The organism is Burkholderia sp. BCC0097, from assembly GCF_902832985.1.
Taxonomy (GTDB): Bacteria; Pseudomonadota; Gammaproteobacteria; order Burkholderiales; family Burkholderiaceae; genus Burkholderia; species Burkholderia orbicola.
Genome location: NZ_CADFDM010000001.1, coordinates 590,448 through 608,725, shown reverse-complemented (window position 1 = coordinate 608,725; position 18,278 = coordinate 590,448). Strand labels below are relative to the sequence as shown.

General features: G+C 67.5%; 20 protein-coding genes. 11 read left to right on the top strand and 9 right to left on the bottom strand.

The genetic code is table 11. The features are described 5' to 3' along the window. The first annotated feature begins 49 nt into the window (after positions 1-49). The 4 genes from HWX07_RS02680 to HWX07_RS02665 all read left to right on the top strand — a co-directional run bounded on the left by HWX07_RS02680 (position 50) and on the right by HWX07_RS02665 (position 5,279). Positions 50-1,438: an MFS transporter gene (locus HWX07_RS02680; protein ID WP_027811409.1), complete on the top strand. Its 1,389-nt coding sequence runs from the start codon at positions 50-52 to the stop codon at positions 1,436-1,438. Between the two features lie 392 nt (positions 1,439-1,830). Further along, complete coding sequence (gene uppS / locus HWX07_RS02675; RefSeq protein ID WP_175875077.1) at positions 1,831-2,601, top strand: polyprenyl diphosphate synthase; 771 nt, start codon at positions 1,831-1,833, stop codon at positions 2,599-2,601. A 53-nt stretch (positions 2,602-2,654) separates the two neighbouring features. Then, positions 2,655-3,731, top strand: coding sequence for a terpene synthase (locus HWX07_RS02670; RefSeq protein ID WP_175875076.1), 1,077 nt, complete (start codon positions 2,655-2,657; stop codon positions 3,729-3,731). Positions 3,732-4,067: 336 nt separating this feature from the next. Beyond that, complete coding sequence (locus HWX07_RS02665; protein ID WP_175875075.1) at positions 4,068-5,279, top strand: crosslink repair DNA glycosylase YcaQ family protein; 1,212 nt, start codon at positions 4,068-4,070, stop codon at positions 5,277-5,279. 60 nt (positions 5,280-5,339) lie between these two features. Here the strand turns inward: HWX07_RS02665 and fabI are convergent, their stop codons facing one another. Genes fabI through HWX07_RS02645 form a run of 4 tightly spaced genes read right to left on the bottom strand, consistent with a single transcriptional unit; the run spans position 5,340 to position 9,561 of the window. After that, complete coding sequence (gene fabI / locus HWX07_RS02660; RefSeq protein WP_175875074.1) at positions 5,340-6,101, bottom strand: enoyl-ACP reductase FabI; 762 nt, start codon at positions 6,099-6,101, stop codon at positions 5,340-5,342. Between the two features lie 28 nt (positions 6,102-6,129). After that, the gene (locus tag HWX07_RS02655; protein WP_175875073.1) at positions 6,130-7,251 is read right to left on the bottom strand and encodes an alpha/beta fold hydrolase; all 1,122 of its coding nucleotides are present in this window, start codon (positions 7,249-7,251) and stop codon (positions 6,130-6,132) included. Between the two features lie 8 nt (positions 7,252-7,259). Next, positions 7,260-8,468 carry an acetate/propionate family kinase gene (locus HWX07_RS02650; RefSeq protein WP_175875072.1) on the bottom strand — a complete coding sequence of 403 codons (1,209 nt, stop codon included), beginning with the start codon at positions 8,466-8,468 and terminating at the stop codon, positions 7,260-7,262. Between the two features lie 10 nt (positions 8,469-8,478). Next, complete coding sequence (locus HWX07_RS02645) at positions 8,479-9,561, bottom strand: phosphate acetyltransferase (protein ID WP_279612736.1); 1,083 nt, start codon at positions 9,559-9,561, stop codon at positions 8,479-8,481. Positions 9,562-9,597: 36 nt separating this feature from the next. Between HWX07_RS02645 and atpG the strand changes: the two genes are divergently transcribed. Together atpG and atpC are read left to right on the top strand one after the other, a co-directional pair. Next, the gene (gene atpG, locus HWX07_RS02640; RefSeq protein ID WP_175875467.1) at positions 9,598-10,473 is read left to right on the top strand and encodes an ATP synthase F1 subunit gamma; all 876 of its coding nucleotides are present in this window, start codon (positions 9,598-9,600) and stop codon (positions 10,471-10,473) included. A gap of 10 nt (positions 10,474-10,483) precedes the next feature. Continuing rightward, a complete protein-coding gene (gene atpC / locus HWX07_RS02635; RefSeq protein ID WP_175875071.1) occupies positions 10,484-10,942 on the top strand; it encodes an ATP synthase F1 subunit epsilon in 459 nt (152 codons plus the stop codon). A 25-nt stretch (positions 10,943-10,967) separates the two neighbouring features. Here the strand turns inward: atpC and HWX07_RS02630 are convergent, their stop codons facing one another. Together HWX07_RS02630 and HWX07_RS02625 are read right to left on the bottom strand one after the other, a co-directional pair. Continuing rightward, the gene (locus HWX07_RS02630; protein ID WP_006480837.1) at positions 10,968-11,186 is read right to left on the bottom strand and encodes a DUF1653 domain-containing protein; all 219 of its coding nucleotides are present in this window, start codon (positions 11,184-11,186) and stop codon (positions 10,968-10,970) included. A gap of 57 nt (positions 11,187-11,243) precedes the next feature. Then, a complete protein-coding gene (locus HWX07_RS02625; RefSeq protein WP_023476055.1) occupies positions 11,244-11,687 on the bottom strand; it encodes a GNAT family N-acetyltransferase in 444 nt (147 codons plus the stop codon). Positions 11,688-11,891: 204 nt separating this feature from the next. Here HWX07_RS02625 and HWX07_RS02620 point away from each other — a divergent pair, with 204 nt between their 5' ends. From HWX07_RS02620 to HWX07_RS02605, 4 genes are all read left to right on the top strand, one after another. Next, entirely contained in the window at positions 11,892-12,152 is a 261-nt protein-coding gene (locus HWX07_RS02620) for a type II toxin-antitoxin system prevent-host-death family antitoxin (protein WP_175875465.1), read from the top strand. Next, entirely contained in the window at positions 12,149-12,415 is a 267-nt protein-coding gene (locus HWX07_RS02615) for a Txe/YoeB family addiction module toxin (RefSeq protein WP_175875070.1), read from the top strand. The genes HWX07_RS02620 and HWX07_RS02615 overlap by 4 nt, the downstream gene beginning before the upstream one ends. 40 nt (positions 12,416-12,455) lie before the next feature. Next, positions 12,456-13,079: an HAD hydrolase-like protein gene (locus HWX07_RS02610; protein ID WP_006480833.1), complete on the top strand. Its 624-nt coding sequence runs from the start codon at positions 12,456-12,458 to the stop codon at positions 13,077-13,079. 409 nt (positions 13,080-13,488) lie between these two features. Then, positions 13,489-14,067, top strand: a complete 579-nt coding sequence (locus tag HWX07_RS02605; protein WP_175875069.1) for a DUF4142 domain-containing protein — start codon at positions 13,489-13,491, stop codon at positions 14,065-14,067. A 114-nt stretch (positions 14,068-14,181) separates the two neighbouring features. On the opposite strand, the gene HWX07_RS02600 is transcribed toward HWX07_RS02605, so the two are convergent. Together HWX07_RS02600 and HWX07_RS02595 are read right to left on the bottom strand one after the other, a co-directional pair. Next, positions 14,182-14,781, bottom strand: coding sequence for a GNAT family protein (locus tag HWX07_RS02600; RefSeq protein WP_175875068.1), 600 nt, complete (start codon positions 14,779-14,781; stop codon positions 14,182-14,184). A gap of 68 nt (positions 14,782-14,849) precedes the next feature. Beyond that, positions 14,850-15,764, bottom strand: a complete 915-nt coding sequence (locus HWX07_RS02595) for a LysR family transcriptional regulator (RefSeq protein ID WP_175875067.1) — start codon at positions 15,762-15,764, stop codon at positions 14,850-14,852. Between the two features lie 108 nt (positions 15,765-15,872). Between HWX07_RS02595 and lysA the strand changes: the two genes are divergently transcribed. Further along, positions 15,873-17,111 carry a diaminopimelate decarboxylase gene (gene lysA / locus HWX07_RS02590; protein WP_175875066.1) on the top strand — a complete coding sequence of 413 codons (1,239 nt, stop codon included), beginning with the start codon at positions 15,873-15,875 and terminating at the stop codon, positions 17,109-17,111. Between the two features lie 177 nt (positions 17,112-17,288). Here lysA and HWX07_RS02585 read toward each other — a convergent pair whose 3' ends face one another. After that, positions 17,289-18,176 (bottom strand): DMT family transporter, encoded by an 888-nt coding sequence (locus HWX07_RS02585; protein ID WP_175875065.1) that lies wholly within the window; start codon positions 18,174-18,176, stop codon positions 17,289-17,291. Between the last annotated feature and the right edge of the window lie 102 nt (positions 18,177-18,278).

Sequence of the window (18,278 nt, the reverse complement as noted above, 5' to 3'; positions counted from 1 at the left end):
CAGCGGTCACATTGTGGGCATAATGGCGTCTTTACCGCGCGCCCAGCCCATGTCGCCCGTCTTTCTAGCACCGCTCATCGTTGCCTGTGCGTTGTTCATGGAAAGCGTCGACGCGAACATCATCGTCACCGCCCTGCCTGCGATGGCGAGGGACTTCGGGCACAACCCCGTCACCCTGAACATTGCGATCACGGCCTACGTGGTCGGCCTCGGCGTGTTCATCCCGATCTGCGGCTGGCTCGCCGACCGCTTCAGCGCGCGCGCCGTGTTCCGCACGGCGATCGGCATCTTCGTCGTCGGTTCGCTGATGTGCGCGGCGTCCAACTCCCTCGGCGTGCTCACGTTCGCGCGCTTCATTCAGGGCGTCGGCGGCGCGATGATGGTGCCGGTCGGCCGCATCATCATCTTCCGCGCGGTGCCGCGCGCCGATCTCGTGCGCGCGATGAACTACCTCGCGATTCCCGCGCTGTTCGGGCCCACGGTCGGGCCGCTCGTCGGCGGCTTCATCACGACCTACCTGCACTGGCGGATGATCTTCTTCATCAACGTGCCGATCGGCATCTACGGGATCTACCTCGCGAGCAAGCACATCGCGAACACGCACGAGCCCGATCCGGGCCCGCTCGACTGGTTCGGCTTCCTGCTGTCGGCCAGCGGCGCCGCGCTGCTGCTGATGGGTCTCACGCTGATCGACGGTTCGCTCACGTCGCGCTCGAACGCCATCATCATGTGCGCGGCAGGTGCCGCGATGCTCGCGCTGTACGTGCCGTACGCGCGCCGCAAGGAGCGCCCGGTGCTCGACCTCAGTTTCCTGAAGATCCCGACGTACCACGCGAGCGTCGTCGGCGGGTCGCTGTTTCGCATCGGCCTCGGCGCGGTACCGTTCCTGCTGCCGCTCGCGTTGCAGGAAGGGCTCGGCATGAGCGCGTTCCATTCCGGCCTCATCACGTGCGCGTCCGCGCTCGGCGGCGCGGTCAGCCGCTCGACGGCCACGCACACGCTGCGGCGCTTCGGCTTTCGCACGGTGCTGATCTACAACGCGGCATTCGCGGGCCTCGCGATCGCCGCGTATGGCGTGTTCCATCCCGGCATGGCGACCTGGGCGATCTGGCTGATCGTGCTCGTCGGCGGCATCTTCCCCGCGCTGCAGTTCACGAGTTTGAATTCGATGATCTACGCGGACATCTCGCCGCGCGACGCAGGCCGCGCGACGAGCCTCGGCAGCGTCGTGCAGCAGATGTCGCTCGGCCTCGGCGTGACGGTGGCCGGCCTCGTGCTGCACGTGTCGCACTGGCTCCAGGGCCATCAGGCGATGGTGTGGTCGGATTTCTGGCCCGCGTTCCTGGTGGTCGGGCTGTGCTCGTTCGCGTCGATTCCGATCACGCGACGGCTGCCGCCGGGCGCCGGCGACGAAGTCGCGCGCGGCAAGCGGGCATAAACGTCCAACGACCGACGCGGCGGAATCGTTTTCGCCGCAATCGATCCTCCGCGTATTGCATCTCTTTATTTTCCAATTCCGTGATTTATTCAATCACGCGAAACACAAAAGCACTCGCCGTCTCCACATGTCGAAATAAAATCGGTTCGAAAATCGATTGCGCATCGCCGCTTTCGATATCTGCCGGCGCCCCGTCATGCCTGCGCGGCCGCTTGAGTCAGCGCGCCGCGATATGGTGCATGCAAACCACTTGAAAAACCGAAATTCATTGATCAATAATGGTCGCGCGCATCGGTGCGAACATTATCCCCACACCGGCATGCCGCAGTCGCCATAACGACCCCATCCGCTGTTTCACGTTTCGATCGCTTCCTCGCATCGAAGGAGTCTCCATGACTCAAGAGCTGATTCTGCGCGCGCCGGAAACATTCGCCATCGAGTCGCCCACCGCATCGGATAGTGCCCGGCCGCCGTTGCCGACGCATCTCGCCGTCATTCTCGACGGCAACCGGCGCTGGGCGGAGCGTCTCGGCCTGCCGGCCGTCGACGGCTATCGCGCCGGCGGCCGCAACGTGCATGCGCTGCTGTCGTGGTGCGACGAAGCCGGGATCCCGTTCGTGACACTGTGGCCGCTGTCCACCGAAAATCTCGATCGCGACGCCGCGGAATTGCGGGGCCTGCTCGCGGTGATCGCCGACGTCTTCGACGAGCTCGCCGCCAGCGGCCGCTGGCGCCTGCACGTGATCGGCGACCTGACGCAGTTGCCGCCCGCCACCGCCGAGCGCATCGGCGCCGCGCAGCAACGCACGGCCCACGCGCGCGGGCTCGACGTGAATATCGCGGTCGCCTACAGCGGCCGCCTCGACTTGCTGCACGCGGTCCGCTCGCTGATCGCGGAGCACGTCGCGGCCGGCACCGTCGATCAGTTGCTCGCGCAGCTCAGCCCCGAGTTGATCGCGAGCCGCCTCTATACGGCGGGCCAGCCGGAGCCGGACCTCGTGATCCGCACGTCGGGCGAGCAGCGCCTGTCGAATTTCATGCTGTGGCAAACCGCTTTCTCCGAGTTCTATTTCACGCCGACGTACTGGCCCGATTTCGGACGCGACGATTTCGAGCAGGCCATCGCCGCATACGGCAAGCGCGCGCGCCGGTTCGGCAAGTAGGCCGGACCGCCCTTCACGACACCTGTTGTCACCCGCCATCCGCGAGGCCCGCCATGTCCGTCGAAACCGTTGCCGCCGAAGCCGCCGCGCCCGCGCTCGTGCTGCCGCGTCTGTTCTCCCCGTTCGAATCAGCCCTGCATTCCGACGCCGAGCGCGCCGACGCCGACCTTCACGCGTGGATGAACAGCCACGGATTGCTCGACGATCCGCGCTGGGCGCACGGCATCCGTCACGGCAAGATCGGCGAATACTGCGCGCGCGTCTACGCGCAAGCGAGCTTCGACGGACTGTGTACGACCGCCCGCGCCTACGGCTGGATCTTCGCGATCGACGACGGTCTGTGCAGCCTGCACGGCGTCGCGCGCGCCCCCGGTGAACTCGGCGCGCTGTACCTGTGGCTGTACGAAATGATCGCCGATCCGACCGGCCATGATCCGGCGCCGCTGCGGGCCGCGCTGGCGGCACGCCTGCCGCACCTGGCCGCGTTCCTGCCGGCGCTGCAACGGGCGACGCAGGACATATGCGCGCGTATCGCGGCCACGTCCACGCGCGTGCAGTACGCACGCTGGGTGGCGGGGATGATGACGTACCTGTTCTCGACGCTGTGGGAAGCCGGCCGGTTCGCGACCGACGTCGTGCCCGGCGAGGCCGAGTACCTTTCCGGTCGCACGTACAACGGCTGTGGCGAAGGCGCGTTCGCGCTGATCGACATCGCCGCCGGCTACGAGGCGCCCGCCGCGTTCTACGCCGACGAAGAGGTCGAGCGCCTGCGCAAGCTGTCCAACGCGATCCTCTGCCTGTGCAACGACATCTTTTCGTATCCGAAGGAAGCCGGCGAATCGAGCAGCAATCTCGTCTGCGTCCTGATGCACGAACGCGGGCTGCCGCCGCAAGCCGCGCTCGACGCGGCGGCGGACATCCACAACGGCTATCTCGCGCGCTATCTCGATCTGGAAAAAAAGGTGCGTGCGCGTACCGACGATCGCGCGTCGCTGCGCCTGCTCGACGACGCCCGCACGTATATTCGCGGCAACTACGACTGGCACTTCGGTTCTCCGCGTTACGGCGCGGCGAAACACTATGACCTGTCCCGCGCGCTGCGGCCCGGACAGACGAGCGCCGCGGCATGACCTGTCGCGCGACGACGGATGAAACCCCGGAAAAACAAAAAAATTAGCGAACATCCACACGGGGCCGGTGCACAGCCGCGTGGATGTTCGCTCAGGGCTCCGGGTCTCCCGATGGGGGTTGAGAATCCCGGATTCGCTTCCTGCGTGCCATGGACATATGTGCGTCGGAAGCGGAATCGTTGCGCGCACTTGTCGTCGCGCCATGAACTGCACTATAGGGAAACTTGCGAAAGGCATCTGTCAACCATTGTCAGACGCGTGGCAGCCGCACGTCGCACGCGCGCGCCGCTTTCGCGCTAAAGTGGTTCCCGATCGCCACCCTCGACCGCCCTGCCGATGCTCACGCTCTCGCTCGCCGCCGCCCGTGCCCTGCATCTCGCCGCACAGGGCCTGCTCACGCCGCCCCGCCGCAAGGCGACCAAGTCCGACGTGCTCGACACGATCCGCCGGATGGCCCAGCTGCAGATCGACACCATCCACGTCGTCGCGCGCAGCCCGTATCTCGTGCTGTTCAGCCGTCTCGGCGATTTCTCGCCGCACTGGCTCGACGAACATCTCGCCGAGGCGCGCCTGTTCGAATACTGGTCGCACGAAGCGTGTTTCCTGCCGATCGAGCAGTTCGGGCTGATGCGCTACAAGATGCTCGATCCGTCGGGGATGGGCTGGAAATATGCGGCCGAATGGCACGAGCAGAATCGTCCGGAGATCGAACGGCTGCTTGCGCGGATTCGCGACGAAGGCCCGGTGCGGTCGGCCGATTTCGCGCGCGAGGACGGCGCGAAGGGCAACGGCTGGTGGGATCGCAAACCCGAGAAGCGTCACCTGGAGGTGCTGTTCACGACGGGCGACCTGATGGTGTCGGCGCGCCGCAATTTCCAGCGCGTGTACGACGTGCGCGAACGCGTGCTGCCCGACTGGGACGATACGCGCGACCTGCCGCCGCGCGAAGCCGTGCTGCCCGCGCTACTGGACTACACGTGCCGCGCGCTCGGCGTCGTGCGCGCGGACTGGGTGGCCGACTACTATCGGCTGCCGCGCCGTTCGTACCGCGCGGAGCTGGAGCGGCTCGCGGATGCGGGCGACCTGATTCCGGTGCGGATCGACGACTGGAAGGAGCCGGCCTACGTGCACCGCTCGCTCGACGCGCTGCTGCCGGCGGCCGCGGCCGACACGCTGCGCTCGACGGTCACGACGCTGCTGTCGCCGTTCGATCCGGTCGTCTGGGACCGGCGGCGCGCGTCGACGCTGTTCGGTTTCGATTACACGATCGAGTGCTATACGCCCGAGCACAAGCGGCGCTACGGCTATTTCTGCCTGCCCGTGCTGCATCGCGGCCGGCTGGTGGGCCGCGTCGATGCGAAAGCGCATCGCGCGCTCGGCACGTTCGAATTGAAGGCCGTGCACGTCGAGCCGGGCGTGCGCTTCGGTACCGGACTCGCGGCCGACGTCGCGAAAGCCGTGAAGAAACTCGCGGCGTGGCACGGCACGCCGGAGGTGACGGTCGCACACGCGCCGTCGGCCCTCGTGGAAGCAATCACGCGCACCTGAACGCCACATTCCGCCGGTGCGTCAGGGCCCGTTCATGCTCATGACGGGCTTGCGCTGGCCCTAGCCGAGCATGTGCATGCCGGCGTCGATATAGTGCGTGCCGCCCGTGATCGCCCGTGCGCCGTCGCTGGCAAGAAACGCGCAGAACGCGCCGACGTCGTCGATGCCGAGCGCGTGATGCAGCGGCGCCCGGCGCGCGGTGTCGTCGAGCAGCCGGCCGAAGTCCGGCAGGCCCGACGCCGCACGCGTGGGCAGCACGCCCGGCGAAATCGCGTTGACGCGAATGCCCGCGCCGCCGAGTTCGGCCGCCAGATACCGCACGCTCGCCTCGAGCGCGGCCTTGACCGGCCCCATCACCCCATAGTTCGCGACGACCTGCTCCGCGCCGAGATAGCTCATCGCCATCAGGCTCCCGCCGCGCGTCATCAGCGGCTCGGCGAGCCTCGCCATCCGGATGAACGAATGGCACGACGTATCCATCGCCAGCGAGAAGCCTTCCGGCGAACTGTCGATCACGCGACCCTGCAAATCGGCCTTCGGTGCATACGCAACCGAATGCAGCACGAAGTCGATCTCGCCCCATTGCGCCGCGATCGCATCGAACACCGCCGCCATCTGGTCGGGGTGCCCGACGTCGAGCGGCATCCGGATCGGCGCGTCGAGTTGCGCGAACAACGGCTCGACGTGCGGCAAGGTCTTGTCCGACTGCCAGGTCACCGCGAGCGTGGCGCCCGCCCGGCAAAACGCGCGTGCGCATCCCCACGCGATGCTCTGTTCGTTCGCGATGCCGACGACGAGCCCCCGCTTGTGCCGCAACGTCATGTGGCCTCCCTTGTCGATCCGCGTGGGCCTAGCGCTGCGCCGCGATCCATCGCGCGATGTCGGGCCACACCGCCTTCAGCGTGCGCGTCCCCATGAACAGGCCGATATGACCGCCCGGCACGAGCCGGCTCTCGATCCGCAACGCGGGCGTCCCGAGAAGTTCGCGCGCGCCGAACACCTGCTCCGGCGTCGTGATGTCGTCGGCCTCGCCGGCGAGCAGATAGACCGGGCACGCGACGTCCTTCAGGTCGAGCGTGCGCCCGAGCGCCACGAACGTGCCCTTCGCGAGCCGGTTTTCCTTGAAGATCTGCACGATCGCCTGCAGGTACCAGCGCCCCGGCAGGTCGATCGGGCTTTCGTACCAGTTCGCGAACACCTCGCGCTTGCGCAGGTAGTCGGGATCGTCGAGATGCTCGTACAGGTCGACGTGCTCGGCGAGATAGTGCTGGTCGGGATGCATGTTCTTCCAGCCGCGCAGCATGAAGCGCCCGCGCATCAGCCCGCCGCCCATCGCGACGAGTTCCTCGTAGAACGAGGTCGGATACGTGTGCACCATCTGCTTGATCGGGCCGTCGCCCGCGTCGGTGTCGATCGGCGAGCCCGCCAGCACGAGGCTCGCGACCTTGTGCGGGAAACGTGCCGCATACATCGCGGACATCCAGCCGCCCTGGCACAGCCCGACGAGATTCACGCGGCCGCCGAGTTCGTCGACGCACACGTTCAGCTCGGCCAGATACTGGTCGATCTCGAGGTCCTTCATGTCCTCGGTGGCCGAGCGCCAGTCGGTCAGGTACAGGCGCGTCACGCCGTGCTCGCGCAGCGTCTGCATCAGGCTCTGCCCCGGCTGGTAGTCGGCGATCATCGCGCTGTGCCCCGCGTACGGCGCATCGACGATCGTCGGCAGCCCGTGCGCGGGCGCGGCCGAATAATCGCGAAACGTCATCGTTCGCAGTTCCAGCAACGGCCGGTTCGGCGATGCCAGCGCCGGATGCGCTTCGAAATGGAGCTTCTCCTCTTCCGCGAGGAAGCGCAGATTGCGCGCCGTGATCTCGGAGCCGGCCGCGAACATCGCCGTGGCGGCGGCCATCGGCCAGAAAATCGGCAGCGCGGGGGCGCTGACGGCAGAAGAAGGCGTGTCGCGTGCTGTCATCGGAGGTCTCACCGGGTCGGATACGGCGTGGAAGGAATCGCGTCGTCCAGCACGCGGCGCGTGTGCCGCGCGATCATCAGGTTCTCGTCGGTCGGGATCACGCGCACCGTCACACGCGACGCGTCGCTCGAAATCACCGGCAGGCCGGCCGCGTTCGCCGCGTCGTCAAGCACGATGCCGAGCCACGCCGCGCGGCTGCAGATCCGTTCACGCACGTGCGGCGCGTGCTCGCCGATGCCCGCCGTGAACACGAGCGTGTCGAGACCGCCGAGCACGCCGGCCAGCGCGGCGAGTTCGCGGGCCGCCCGATAGGCGAACAGCTCGACCGCATGCGCGGCCGACGGCGCGTCGCTCGCCAGCAGCGTGCGCATGTCGCTCGACACGCCCGACACGCCGAGCAAGCCCGATTCGGCATAGATCAGGTGCTCGATCTCGTCGAGCGACCGGCCCGCGTGACGCTGCAGGTACAGGATCACGCCCGGGTCCAGCGCGCCCGTGCGTGTGCCCATCGGCAGCCCGTCGACCGCCGTGAAGCCCATCGTCGTCGCGACGCTGCGGCCGTTCTCGAGCGCACACAGGCTCGCGCCGTTGCCGAGGTGCGCGACGACCGTCCGTTGCCGCACCCACGACGGATCGAGGGCCGCGAGCGCCGTCGCGATGTACTCGTACGACAGCCCGTGAAACCCGTAGCGCACGATGCCCTGCTCGGTCAGCGCGCGCGGCAACGCGAACTCCCGTTCGAGCGCCGGCACCGTCGCATGGAACGCGGTGTCGAAACACGCGACCTGCGGCAGGTTCGGCGCAACCGCGGCAACCGCGCGAATCGCGTCGACGTGATGCGGCTGGTGCAGCGGCGCGAGCGGCGCAAGCGATGCGATTGCGTCGAGCACGCGCGCGTCGATCCGCACCGGCGCGGTGAAATACGGGCCGCCGTGCACCACCCGGTGCCCGACGCCGTCGAACGCGGCCTCCCGCCCGACGTGCGCGGCGAACCACGCGTGCAGCGCCTCGATCGCGCCTCGATGGCCCGGTTGCGCGACGGCGCTGTCGGCAAGCGTCGCGCCGTGTGCATCGGTCACGAACAGATGCGGGGTGTCATGCAGGTTCTCGACCTGCCCGTGCAGTCCCCCATCGAGCGAGCGATCCTCGCGCGTGTCGTAGACCGAGAACTTGAGGCTCGACGAGCCGGCGTTGAGCACCAGGACGGGATGTCGCATCGCGGCCTCGTCAGCGTGCGTCGGCCGCAACCGCCGGCGCATTCACGAGCGTCGCCGTCTCGCGCGCCGCCGCCGCGACGAGCGCCGCGACCGCGCAGCTCGGGAGGCGCGTGCGTTCGCTGTCGGCGCGACTCGTCAGGATCACCGGCACGCGTGCGCCGAGCACGATGCCGGCCGCATCGGCATTCGCGAGGAACGTCAGCTCCTTCGCGAGCATGTTGCCGGCCTCGAGGTCGGGCACGAGCAGGATGTCCGCATCGCCCGCGACCGCGGAGCCGAGATGCTTGAGCCGCGCGGCTTCCGCGCTGATCGCGTTGTCGAACGCGAGCGGCCCGTCGAGCAGCGCGCCGGTGATCTGGCCGCGCTCGGCCATCTTGCATAGCGCGGCCGCGTCGAGCGTGGACGGCAGCTTCGAGCTGACCGTCTCGACCGCCGACAGGATCGCCACCTTCGGCCGGGCGATGCCGAGCGCATGCGCGAGATCGATCGCGTTCTGCGCGATGTCGGCCTTCTGCTCGAGCGTCGGACGAATATTGACGGCCGCGTCGGTGATGAACAGCGGCTTGGGGTACGTCGGCACGTCCATGATGAACACGTGGCTCAGGCGCCGCCCGGTGCGCAACCCCGTATCGGCGCGCACCACCTCCGCCAGCAACTCATCGGTGTGCAGGCTGCCCTTCATCAGCGCCTGCGCGTCGCCCGCGCGCACCAGCTCGACGGCGCGTGCCGCCGACGCATGACTGTGCGGCGCATCCACGAGCCGATAGCCGGACAGGTCGACACCGAGCGTCGCGGCGAGCATCGTGATGCGCGCAACCGGGCCCACCAGCACGGGCACGATGATGCCGGCCCGGGCGGCGGCGGCCGCCGCGTGCAGCGAGACCTCGTCGCAAGGATGCGCGACCGCGACCGTCACCGGGCGCAATGCGCGGCAACGCGCAATCAGCGCTTCGTATTTCTGATGCGTGCGCAACTCGGTCATCGACTGCCCCTTCGCAAGGATCACGTGAACGGATTCTGGTGCGGGACCGGGCGACGTCGTTTGATTTTCGTCAATCGTTTCAGGTGAAGTCCCGATAGCATGAAACCGCACGATGACATCCGGATGGCCGCGACGCCCAACCCTGACATGCACATACGCGAAATCCGCGCGAAGATCGCCAGTACCTCGTCCACGCGCAAGATCACCAAGGCGATGGAAATGATGGCGCGCACCAAGATGGCAAGCGCGCAGCGGCGCGCGCGTGAGTTCCGTCCGTACACGGCACGTATCGGCGCGATGGCGGAGCGCGTGCTGCGCGACCGTCCCGACCACGTTTCGGCACTGATGGCGCGACGCGATACCGTGCGCCGCGTCGGCCTGATCGTCGTCAGCACCGATCGCGGGCTGTGCGGCCCGCTCAATGCGAGGCTGCTCGTCGAATGCGTGGATGCGCTCGAACGCTGGGGCCGGGCCGGCGTCGCGTGCGAACTGAGCGTGATCGGTGCGCGCGGCCTCGCGCCGCTGCTGCGCCATGGCGCGACCATCGCAGCCCGTGCGAGCGGCCTGGCCGCCGAGCCGCACTTCGAGCAGTTGCTCGGGGCGCTGCTCGTGCCACTGACCGCGTTCGTCAATGGCGAGCTCGACGAAGTGCACGTCGCATACAACCGGCTGACGAGCCCGCTCGCGTACGAGCCGCGCATCGATGCGATGCTGCCGATCATCGGGCTCGACACCGGGGCCGACGCGCCGACCGATGGCACGCCCGCGTCCGACTATCTGTACGAGCCCGCGCCCAAACCGGTCGTCGATACGTTGCTGCTGCGCTACGTCGAGGCGACGCTCTATCAGGCCGTCGTCGAGAACTACGCGTGCGAGCAATGCGCGCGGATGTTCAGCATGCAGACCGCGACGGACAACGCCGACCGCGTGTTGCGCGAACTGCGGCACCTGTACCAGAAGACGCGACAGGCGCAGATCACCACCGAGCTGTGCGAAATCGTCGCCGGCGCGGCGGCAGTCTGAAGGAGTCCGCATGAAGACGTCGATGAAACTCGACATCGTGAGCGTGGAAGCGGTGCTGTATGCCGGCGACGCGCATTTCGTCGTCGTGCCGGGGGAAAGCGGAGAGTTGGGAATCTACCCGCACCACGCGCCGCTCCTCACGCGAATCAGGCCCGGCGTCGTGACGCTCGTCGATGCGCCGACCGGCGAGCATCGCCGCCTCCTCGTCGCGGGCGGCGTGCTGGAGGTCAGCCGTGACGGCGTGACGCTGATCGCCGATCACGCGCTGCGTACGCCCGAACTCGACGATCTGCGCGCACGCGAAGCGCGGCATGCGGCCGACGACTGGCGCCAGCGCTACGCGCACGAAAACCGGCGTGCGTTCGATTTCGCGTCGGCCCGCGCGGAATTGATGGATGAAATCCGGCGCTTCTTTGCAATGGCGCTGCGGCAACAGGCGGCGCACGACAAGCCGGGCGGCGCTGGCTAGCCGGGGCTCCTCCCGTGCTGCCCGCTCAGTCGCGCAGCTTGCGAAAACGCGGCGTGCCGTCTTCGAGATTGCCGTTGAACATCGCTTCCGGCCGCACCCACAGCCCGCGCGCATGCGGCCACAGATGCTCGTAGACGACCACCGATTCCTCGGTTTCGGAATGGCGGGCAACGCCGATGTAGCGGTACAGGCCGCCCTTGTAGTGGCGGTGCGTCGCGAGCTGTTCGGCTTCCTGTTCGGTCATGGTGTGTTTCTCTTCGGCAAAAACGGAAAGCGCGTATTGTATGCGCCGCGCCGCACGTCAGCGTTTCGTGTAGATGTCCGGGCGGCGGATCTCCATCAGCCGTTCGGGGTTCGCGGGCGGACCGAAACCGACCGGCCGGTACAGCGCGTGCGCGTCGGTCGTCGCGAGCATGATGCGGCGCAAGCGCTGCACCATCTCCTGCGCGAATATATGGTCGATCAGCGCGCGGCCGTAGCCGTTGCCGCGTTCGGCCGGCAACACGAACACATCGCACAGGTACGCGAACGTCGCGTGATCGGTGACGAGCCGCGCAAACCCGACGAGCCGGTCGCCGACATACGCGCCGAAGCACAGCGAACCCTCGATCGCCCGCTCGACCACGTCGCGCGGGATGCCCTGCGACCAGTACGCGTCGCGATGCAGGAAGTCGAAGATCGCGTCGATGTCGAGTTCGCGCTTGTCGGTGGAAAATCTCAGCGTGGCGGGGGTGGCTGCGGGCACGTCTGTTCTCCGGTTCGAGGGGCGGAAAGCGGAGCATCGACAATACCGCGCCGCGGGGCGCGGGACAAGGGTATGGCCGAGCCGCCGCGGGAAAACAGATGCGCGTCGCCCTGCCGCACGGCGCCTCAAGACCTGTACAACATTCCGTACATATATTCGAATAGTGCTATACTTGTACCGTTAAACGTACAAGTGAGGCGCGCCATGCGCACGATTCATTTTTCCGATGCCCGCGGCAATCTGAAGACCGTCATCGACCAGGTCGTCGACGATGCGGACGTGACGCTCATCACGCGCCGCGATGCACCGAACGCCGTCATCATGTCGCAGGACTATTACGACAGCCTGATGGAGACGGTCCACTTGCTGCGCTCGCCGGCCAACGTCGCCCATCTCGAACGTTCGATCGCGCAACTGCGCAAGGGCAAAGCGAAAGAACACAAGCTCTCCGAGGATGATGAATGAGCGTACGTCGCGTGCTCTTTACTTCCGATGCATGGGACGACTATGTCTACTGGCAAGGGCAGGATCGCAAGACGCTCAAGCGCATCAACCAGCTCATTCGCGAAACCCAGCGAACGCCGTTCGAAGGCATCGGCAAACCCGAGCCGTTGAAAGCCAATCTGTCCGGCTTCTGGTCGCGCCGTATCGACGATACGAACCGTCTGGTCTACGAGGCCGACGACCTTCAAATCAGCATCGTGTCCTGTCGCTACCATTTCGAGTAGCACGACCGCTCAGTACCCTCGTCACGTTCCGCCTCGCCTGATGACCTACCGCCTCATCGCCTTCGACTTCGACGGCACGCTCGCCGATTCGCTCGACAGCTTTCTCGCCGCGCTGTCGGAAGCGTCGCGCCTGCACGGCTTTCGCGACGCGACGCCCGAACTGCGCCCCGCGCTGCGCGGCATGTCGGCGCGCGACATCATCCGCGCGCTCGACGTGCCGATGTGGAAAGTGCCGCGCGTGACGATCGACATGCGCCGCCTGATGCGGCCGCGCATCGCGAACGTGCGGCTCTTTCCCGGCGTCGACGAAACGTTCGACGCGCTCGCCGCCCGCGGCATCCGCATCGCGATCGCCACGTCGAACACCGAGGAGATCGTGCGCGACCGGCTCGGCCCGCGCGCCGGCGCACGCGTCGACCATTTCGCCTGCGGCATTCCGCTGTTCGGCAAGGCGCGCCGTCTGCGCGCGCTCGTTCACGAGGCCGGTGTGCGCGCCGATGAAGTGCTGTACGTCGGCGACGAAATCCGCGACGCCGACGCGGCACGGCGCGCGCGTATCGCGTTCCAGGGCGTCGCGTGGGGTTACACGGCGCCCGACGCGTTGCAGGCACATTGCGCGACGCCGTTGCTGCCGCGCCTCGATGCGCTGCTCGATCGCGTGTAACGCCTTCACGCAAGCCACGCACACACGCAGCCCTCTCGCCCGACGCGCCGCCAAGGCAACAGCCGCGCCGCCATCACGTCGATGAAATGCCGACGACACACGCGTGCGTCTCATGCGTTGCATGCGACATGCGCACGCAAAAATTGCCACGGCAGCCTGCGCATCAGGTACGCCCTACCTGCCTGCGCGCGTGCCCATCGATTCGCCTTACCAACCGTTACACAAGCCACAGCACGGTTGCACCTGCTAGCCGACCGCTCTCCTAGAATCAGTCGGGCCGGGAAACACTTCGAACGTCACCGCGGCAGAGCGGCGGTCGAATCCGGCCCGGGCGCGCCCGGTCTCTCTCGCACAGCAACGGATCGCACGATCCGTTTTTCAACCAGAGCCCCGATCGAAAGGAGGTCCCATGAACCGCTTTCCCCACATTTCGCGCCTCGCCTTGTCTGCCGCTGGCCTGCTTCTCGTCGCCGTGACGGCGACCGCGCAAACCGCGCAACCGGCAACCGGCGCATCGGCTGCGCCGGCCGCGACCGCGACGCGCATCCACGAAGCCGACCAGACCTTCATCACCGACGGCACGAAGACCGTGTCGACCCAGCACGACGCGGCACGCATCGCCGATTCGCGCACGTCGGACAGCCAGGTCAAGGCATTCGCGCAACGCGTGTCGACCGACGACGCGAAGATCATCCAGGCGATGCGCGCGGCGAGCCCGCGCGGCGTCGACGTGCCGGCCAACGACCCGGACACGACCGTGCTGAACAGCATCAAGAGCCTGCGCGGCGCGGAGTTCGACAAGGCGTACATCGAACAGGTCGCGCTCGCCGGCCAGCAGAAGACGATCTCGGCATTCCAGGCCGAAATCGCGTCGGGCCGCGACACCAAGCTGAAGGAAGTCGCACGCCAGGCGCTGCCGATCCTGCAGGCGCACTACGCGGACGCGCAGAAGCTCGCGCAGCGTCATCACCTCGCATCGGCGCAGTAACGCGATGCAGCGCCGCGCCTCGTGCGCGGCGCACCGTTCCCCCCGTCGTCGCGCTGTCGCCTCCCCTGCCGGCGGCGCGACGCACGTCCAACGTTCAACGTCCCGCGTCACACGTTACGTCGCCAGCTTCGCCTCGAGTCGCGCACGCACGTCCGGCCATTCGTCGTCGATGATGCTGAAGCGCACCGAGTTGCGCTTGCGGCCATCCGGCATGATCCGTTCGTGACGCACGACGCCCTCCTGTTTCGCACCGAGCCGCAGAATCGCCGCGCGCGATTTCTCGTTCAGCTCGTCCGTCGTGAACTGCACGCGTACGCATCGCAGCGTGTCGAACGCATAGGCCAGCAGCAACCACTTCGCTTCGGTATTCGCGCGCGTACGCTGCGCCGATTCGCTCAACCACGTATGGCCGATCTCCAGCTTGCGATTCCCGCGATCGATCTTCCAGAAGCGCGTGCTGCCGATGGCGCGGCCCGACGCGCGATCGACGATCACGAACGGCATCACGGTGCCGGCCGCGCGCCCCTGCAACGCCGTGTCGATGTAGGCGTCGACCGTCTGCGCGCCCGGCACGACCGTGACCTTCAGGTTCCACAACTCGCCGTCGGCGGCAGCGTCCACCAGCGCCTGCCGGTCGGATGCGTCGAGCGGGCGCAGGACGACACGTTCGCCAGTGAGGGTCGGTTGTTCGAGGAAAGACGATGCGTCGGTCATGACAGGTTTCCGGAAAATGACGGTGATGGCGGCGATGGCGGTGAAACGCCCATCATACGGCGGCACCGCTAGCCGAGGTGCGCGGCGAGCCGGCGGCGGATCGCCTTCGCTTCGCCGCGCAGCGCATCGGCGAACGCGTCGACGAGCAGGCTCTTCGGCCGGTGCTCGGGCACGATCACGCTGACCCGGTAGGGAAACGACCGCGTCAGCGGCCGAACGTGCAGGCCGCGGCCGACGAAATCGAGCGCCGTGAGCGGATTGACGATCGCAGCCCCGAGCCCCTGCCGCACGAACGCGCACACCGATACGGCCGACGGCGTGTCGACCACCGAGCGCGGCGCGACGCCGAGTTGCGCGAATGCCTCGTCGATCATGATGCGGTACGGATCGTTCAGCGACAGGCTCACGAACGGTCGATCGGCGAGGTCCGGCAGGTCGATCGCATCCCGCGCGAGCAGCGGATGGCCGTCGGGCAGCACGCACACTTCATCGACCTCGAGCAGCGGCGTGAGCACCGTGCCGGCCGGCGCGACGTCGTGCTCGGTCAGCCCGAGGTCGTAGCGTTGGGCGGTCAACCACTCCTCGAGCACCGGCGACTCCTGCGTCGCGACCGACACGCTCACACCCGCATGCGCATCGTGAAAGCGCCGGCACGCACCGGGCAGGATCGCGTGCGAGAACGCCGGCAGCGCGATTACCGACAGTTGTCCGTCGCGAAACTCGCGCAGGCGTGCGGCCGTCGCCGCGACGCGTTCGAGCCCCACATACGCGAGCCGTACGTCGTCGAACAGCGTGAGCGCGGCCATCGTCGGGCGCAGCCGGCCGTGCGCGCGTTCGAACAGCGCAAAACCGACGACCTGCTCCATCCGTGCCAGTTCGCGGCTGATGGTCGGCTGCGACGTGTACAGCATCTCGGCCGCGCGCGTCGTGCTTCCGGTGACCATCAGCGCGCGGAAGACCTCGATATGACGGTGCGTCAGCATGATTGTATATATCAGAAATGAATCGAATGAAGATAAACAGGCATTTTACTGGATAGCCAATCAGGCGCATCATCGCGCTATCCGTTCATTCGATCCGATTCATCCGCCATGTCACTCGATTCCCGCCAGCTCGCGGCCCTCGCGCAGCAATACGGCACCCCGCTGTGGGTGTACGACGCCGACGTCATCCGCGACCGCATCGCCCAACTGCGCCAGTTCGACGTGATCCGTTACGCGCAGAAAGCGAATTCGAACGTCCATATCCTCAAGCTGATGCGCGACGAAGGCGCGTGCGTCGACGCCGTATCGCTCGGCGAGATCGAGCGCAGCCTCGCGGCCGGTTTCAGCCCGAGCGGCGAGCCGGAAGGCGTCGTGTTCACGGCCGACCTGATCGACCGCCCCACGCTCGCGGCGGTGCTCGAGCACGGCGTGACCGTGAATGCAGGCTCGCTCGACATGCTCGCGCGCATCGGCGAGCACGCACCCGGCCACCGCGTGTGGCTGCGCGTCAACCCCGGGTTCGGCCACGGCCACAGCAACAAGACCAACACCGGCGGCCCGCAGAGCAAGCACGGCATCTGGATCGACGACGTCCCGCGCGCGATCGAGATCGTGCGCCAGTACGGGCTGAAGCTGGTCGGCATCCACATGCACATCGGTTCGGGCGTCGACTACGGCCACCTGTCGCAGGTGTGCGATGCGATGGTCGATCTCGTCACGTCGCTCGGCCACGACATCGACGCGATCTCGGCCGGCGGCGGCCTGTCGATTCCGTATCGCGACGGCGAGCCGCGCGTCGACGTCGGTCACTACTTCAGCCAGTGGGACGCCGCGCGCAAGCGGATCGAACGGCATCTCGGCCATCCGGTGCGCATCGAGATCGAACCGGGCCGCTTCCTCGTCGCCGAAGCCGGCACGCTCGTCACCGAAGTGCAGGCCGTCAACCGTCGGCCGGAGCACGATTTCGTGCTGATCGACGCCGGCTTCAACGACCTGATGCGCCCGTCGATGTACGGCAGCTATCACGCGGTGTCGGTGCACGCGCACGATGGCGGGCTGCCCGCCGGCCGGCCGCTCGTCGACCTCGCGATCGCCGGGCCGCTGTGCGAATCGGGCGACGTGTTCACGCAGGACGCGGGCGGCGTGGTCACGCACCGCAAGCTCGCGCAGCCGCAGATCGGCGATCTGCTGTTCCTGCACGACGCGGGTGCGTACGGCGCGTCGATGTCGTCGAACTACAACAGCCGGCCGCTCGCGCCGGAGGTGCTGGTCGATCGCGGCACGCCGCGGTTGATCCGCCGCCGGCAGACGATCGGCGAATTGCTCGCGCTGGAAACGTTCGAGTAACGCCCGCCCGGCGTGACGAACGCCAACGGCCAGGCTGGCCGCTGCCGGCAGCCTGGCCGTTTTGCCTTGGGTCGCGTCATCGGGTGCAGGATCGAGCGCACGTCGCGATCATGCGCATCGATGGCAACCGGCTTGCCGCCAGCATCGGCCTGATGCGCGACACACCGCTGCCCTCCGTCACCCCGCCCGCTGCACGGGCGCCATCTTCGAGAAGTACTTCGCGCCCGCCACGCAGCCGACCACCACGACCGTCACGACGACCATCGACGGCGGCACCGTCTCGTGCAGCAGCCCGGCCGCGAGCAGGAAGCCGAAGAACGGCTGCAGCAGCTGCAACTGGCCGACGCCCGCGATCCCGCCGAGCGCCAGCCCGCGATACCAGAACACGAAGCCGATCAACATGCTGAACAGCGATACGTACGCGAGCCCCCACAGCGCGGCGGCATCGACGCCGTCGAACGACGCGGGCCAGGTCAGCCACGTGAGCGGCAGCATCAGCGGCAGCGACAGCACGAGCGCCCACGAGATCACCTGCCAGCCGCCGAGCTGGCGCGACAGGCGCGCGCCTTCCGCATAACCGAGCCCGCACGCGACGATCGCGGCCAGCATCAGCGCATCGCCGACCACCGACGCCTGGCCGCCGTTGCGCAACGCGAACGCGGCCACCGCGCCGCTGCCGACGATCGAGAAGATCCAGAACGGCAGCCGCGGCCGTTCGCCGCCGCGCCACACGCCGAACAGTGCAGTCGCGAGCGGCAGCAGCCCGACGAACACGATCGCATGCGCCGACGTCACGTGCTTCAGCGCAAGCGCCGTCAGCAACGGAAAACCGACCACCACACCAAGCGCGACGATGGCCAGCGACACGGCCTCGGCACGCGACGGCCGCTTCTGCTTCAGCACGACGAGCAGCAGCAGGCCGAGCGCGCCGGCGATCGTCGCGCGGGCGAACGTGAGGAACAGCGGGGCGAGCCCTTGCACCGCGACCCGCGTCGCGGGCAGCGAGCCACTGAAGATGATCACGCCCAGCAAGCCGCTGAGCCATCCGTCGGTCGTCTTTTGCACGGTCAATCCTGAATGGAAAGTGGATGACCGATGATCCGCCGCCGGCGAAACCGGCGTAAGCTACAGCCCAATACAATTCAGACAAACTGTACTGGACAATCG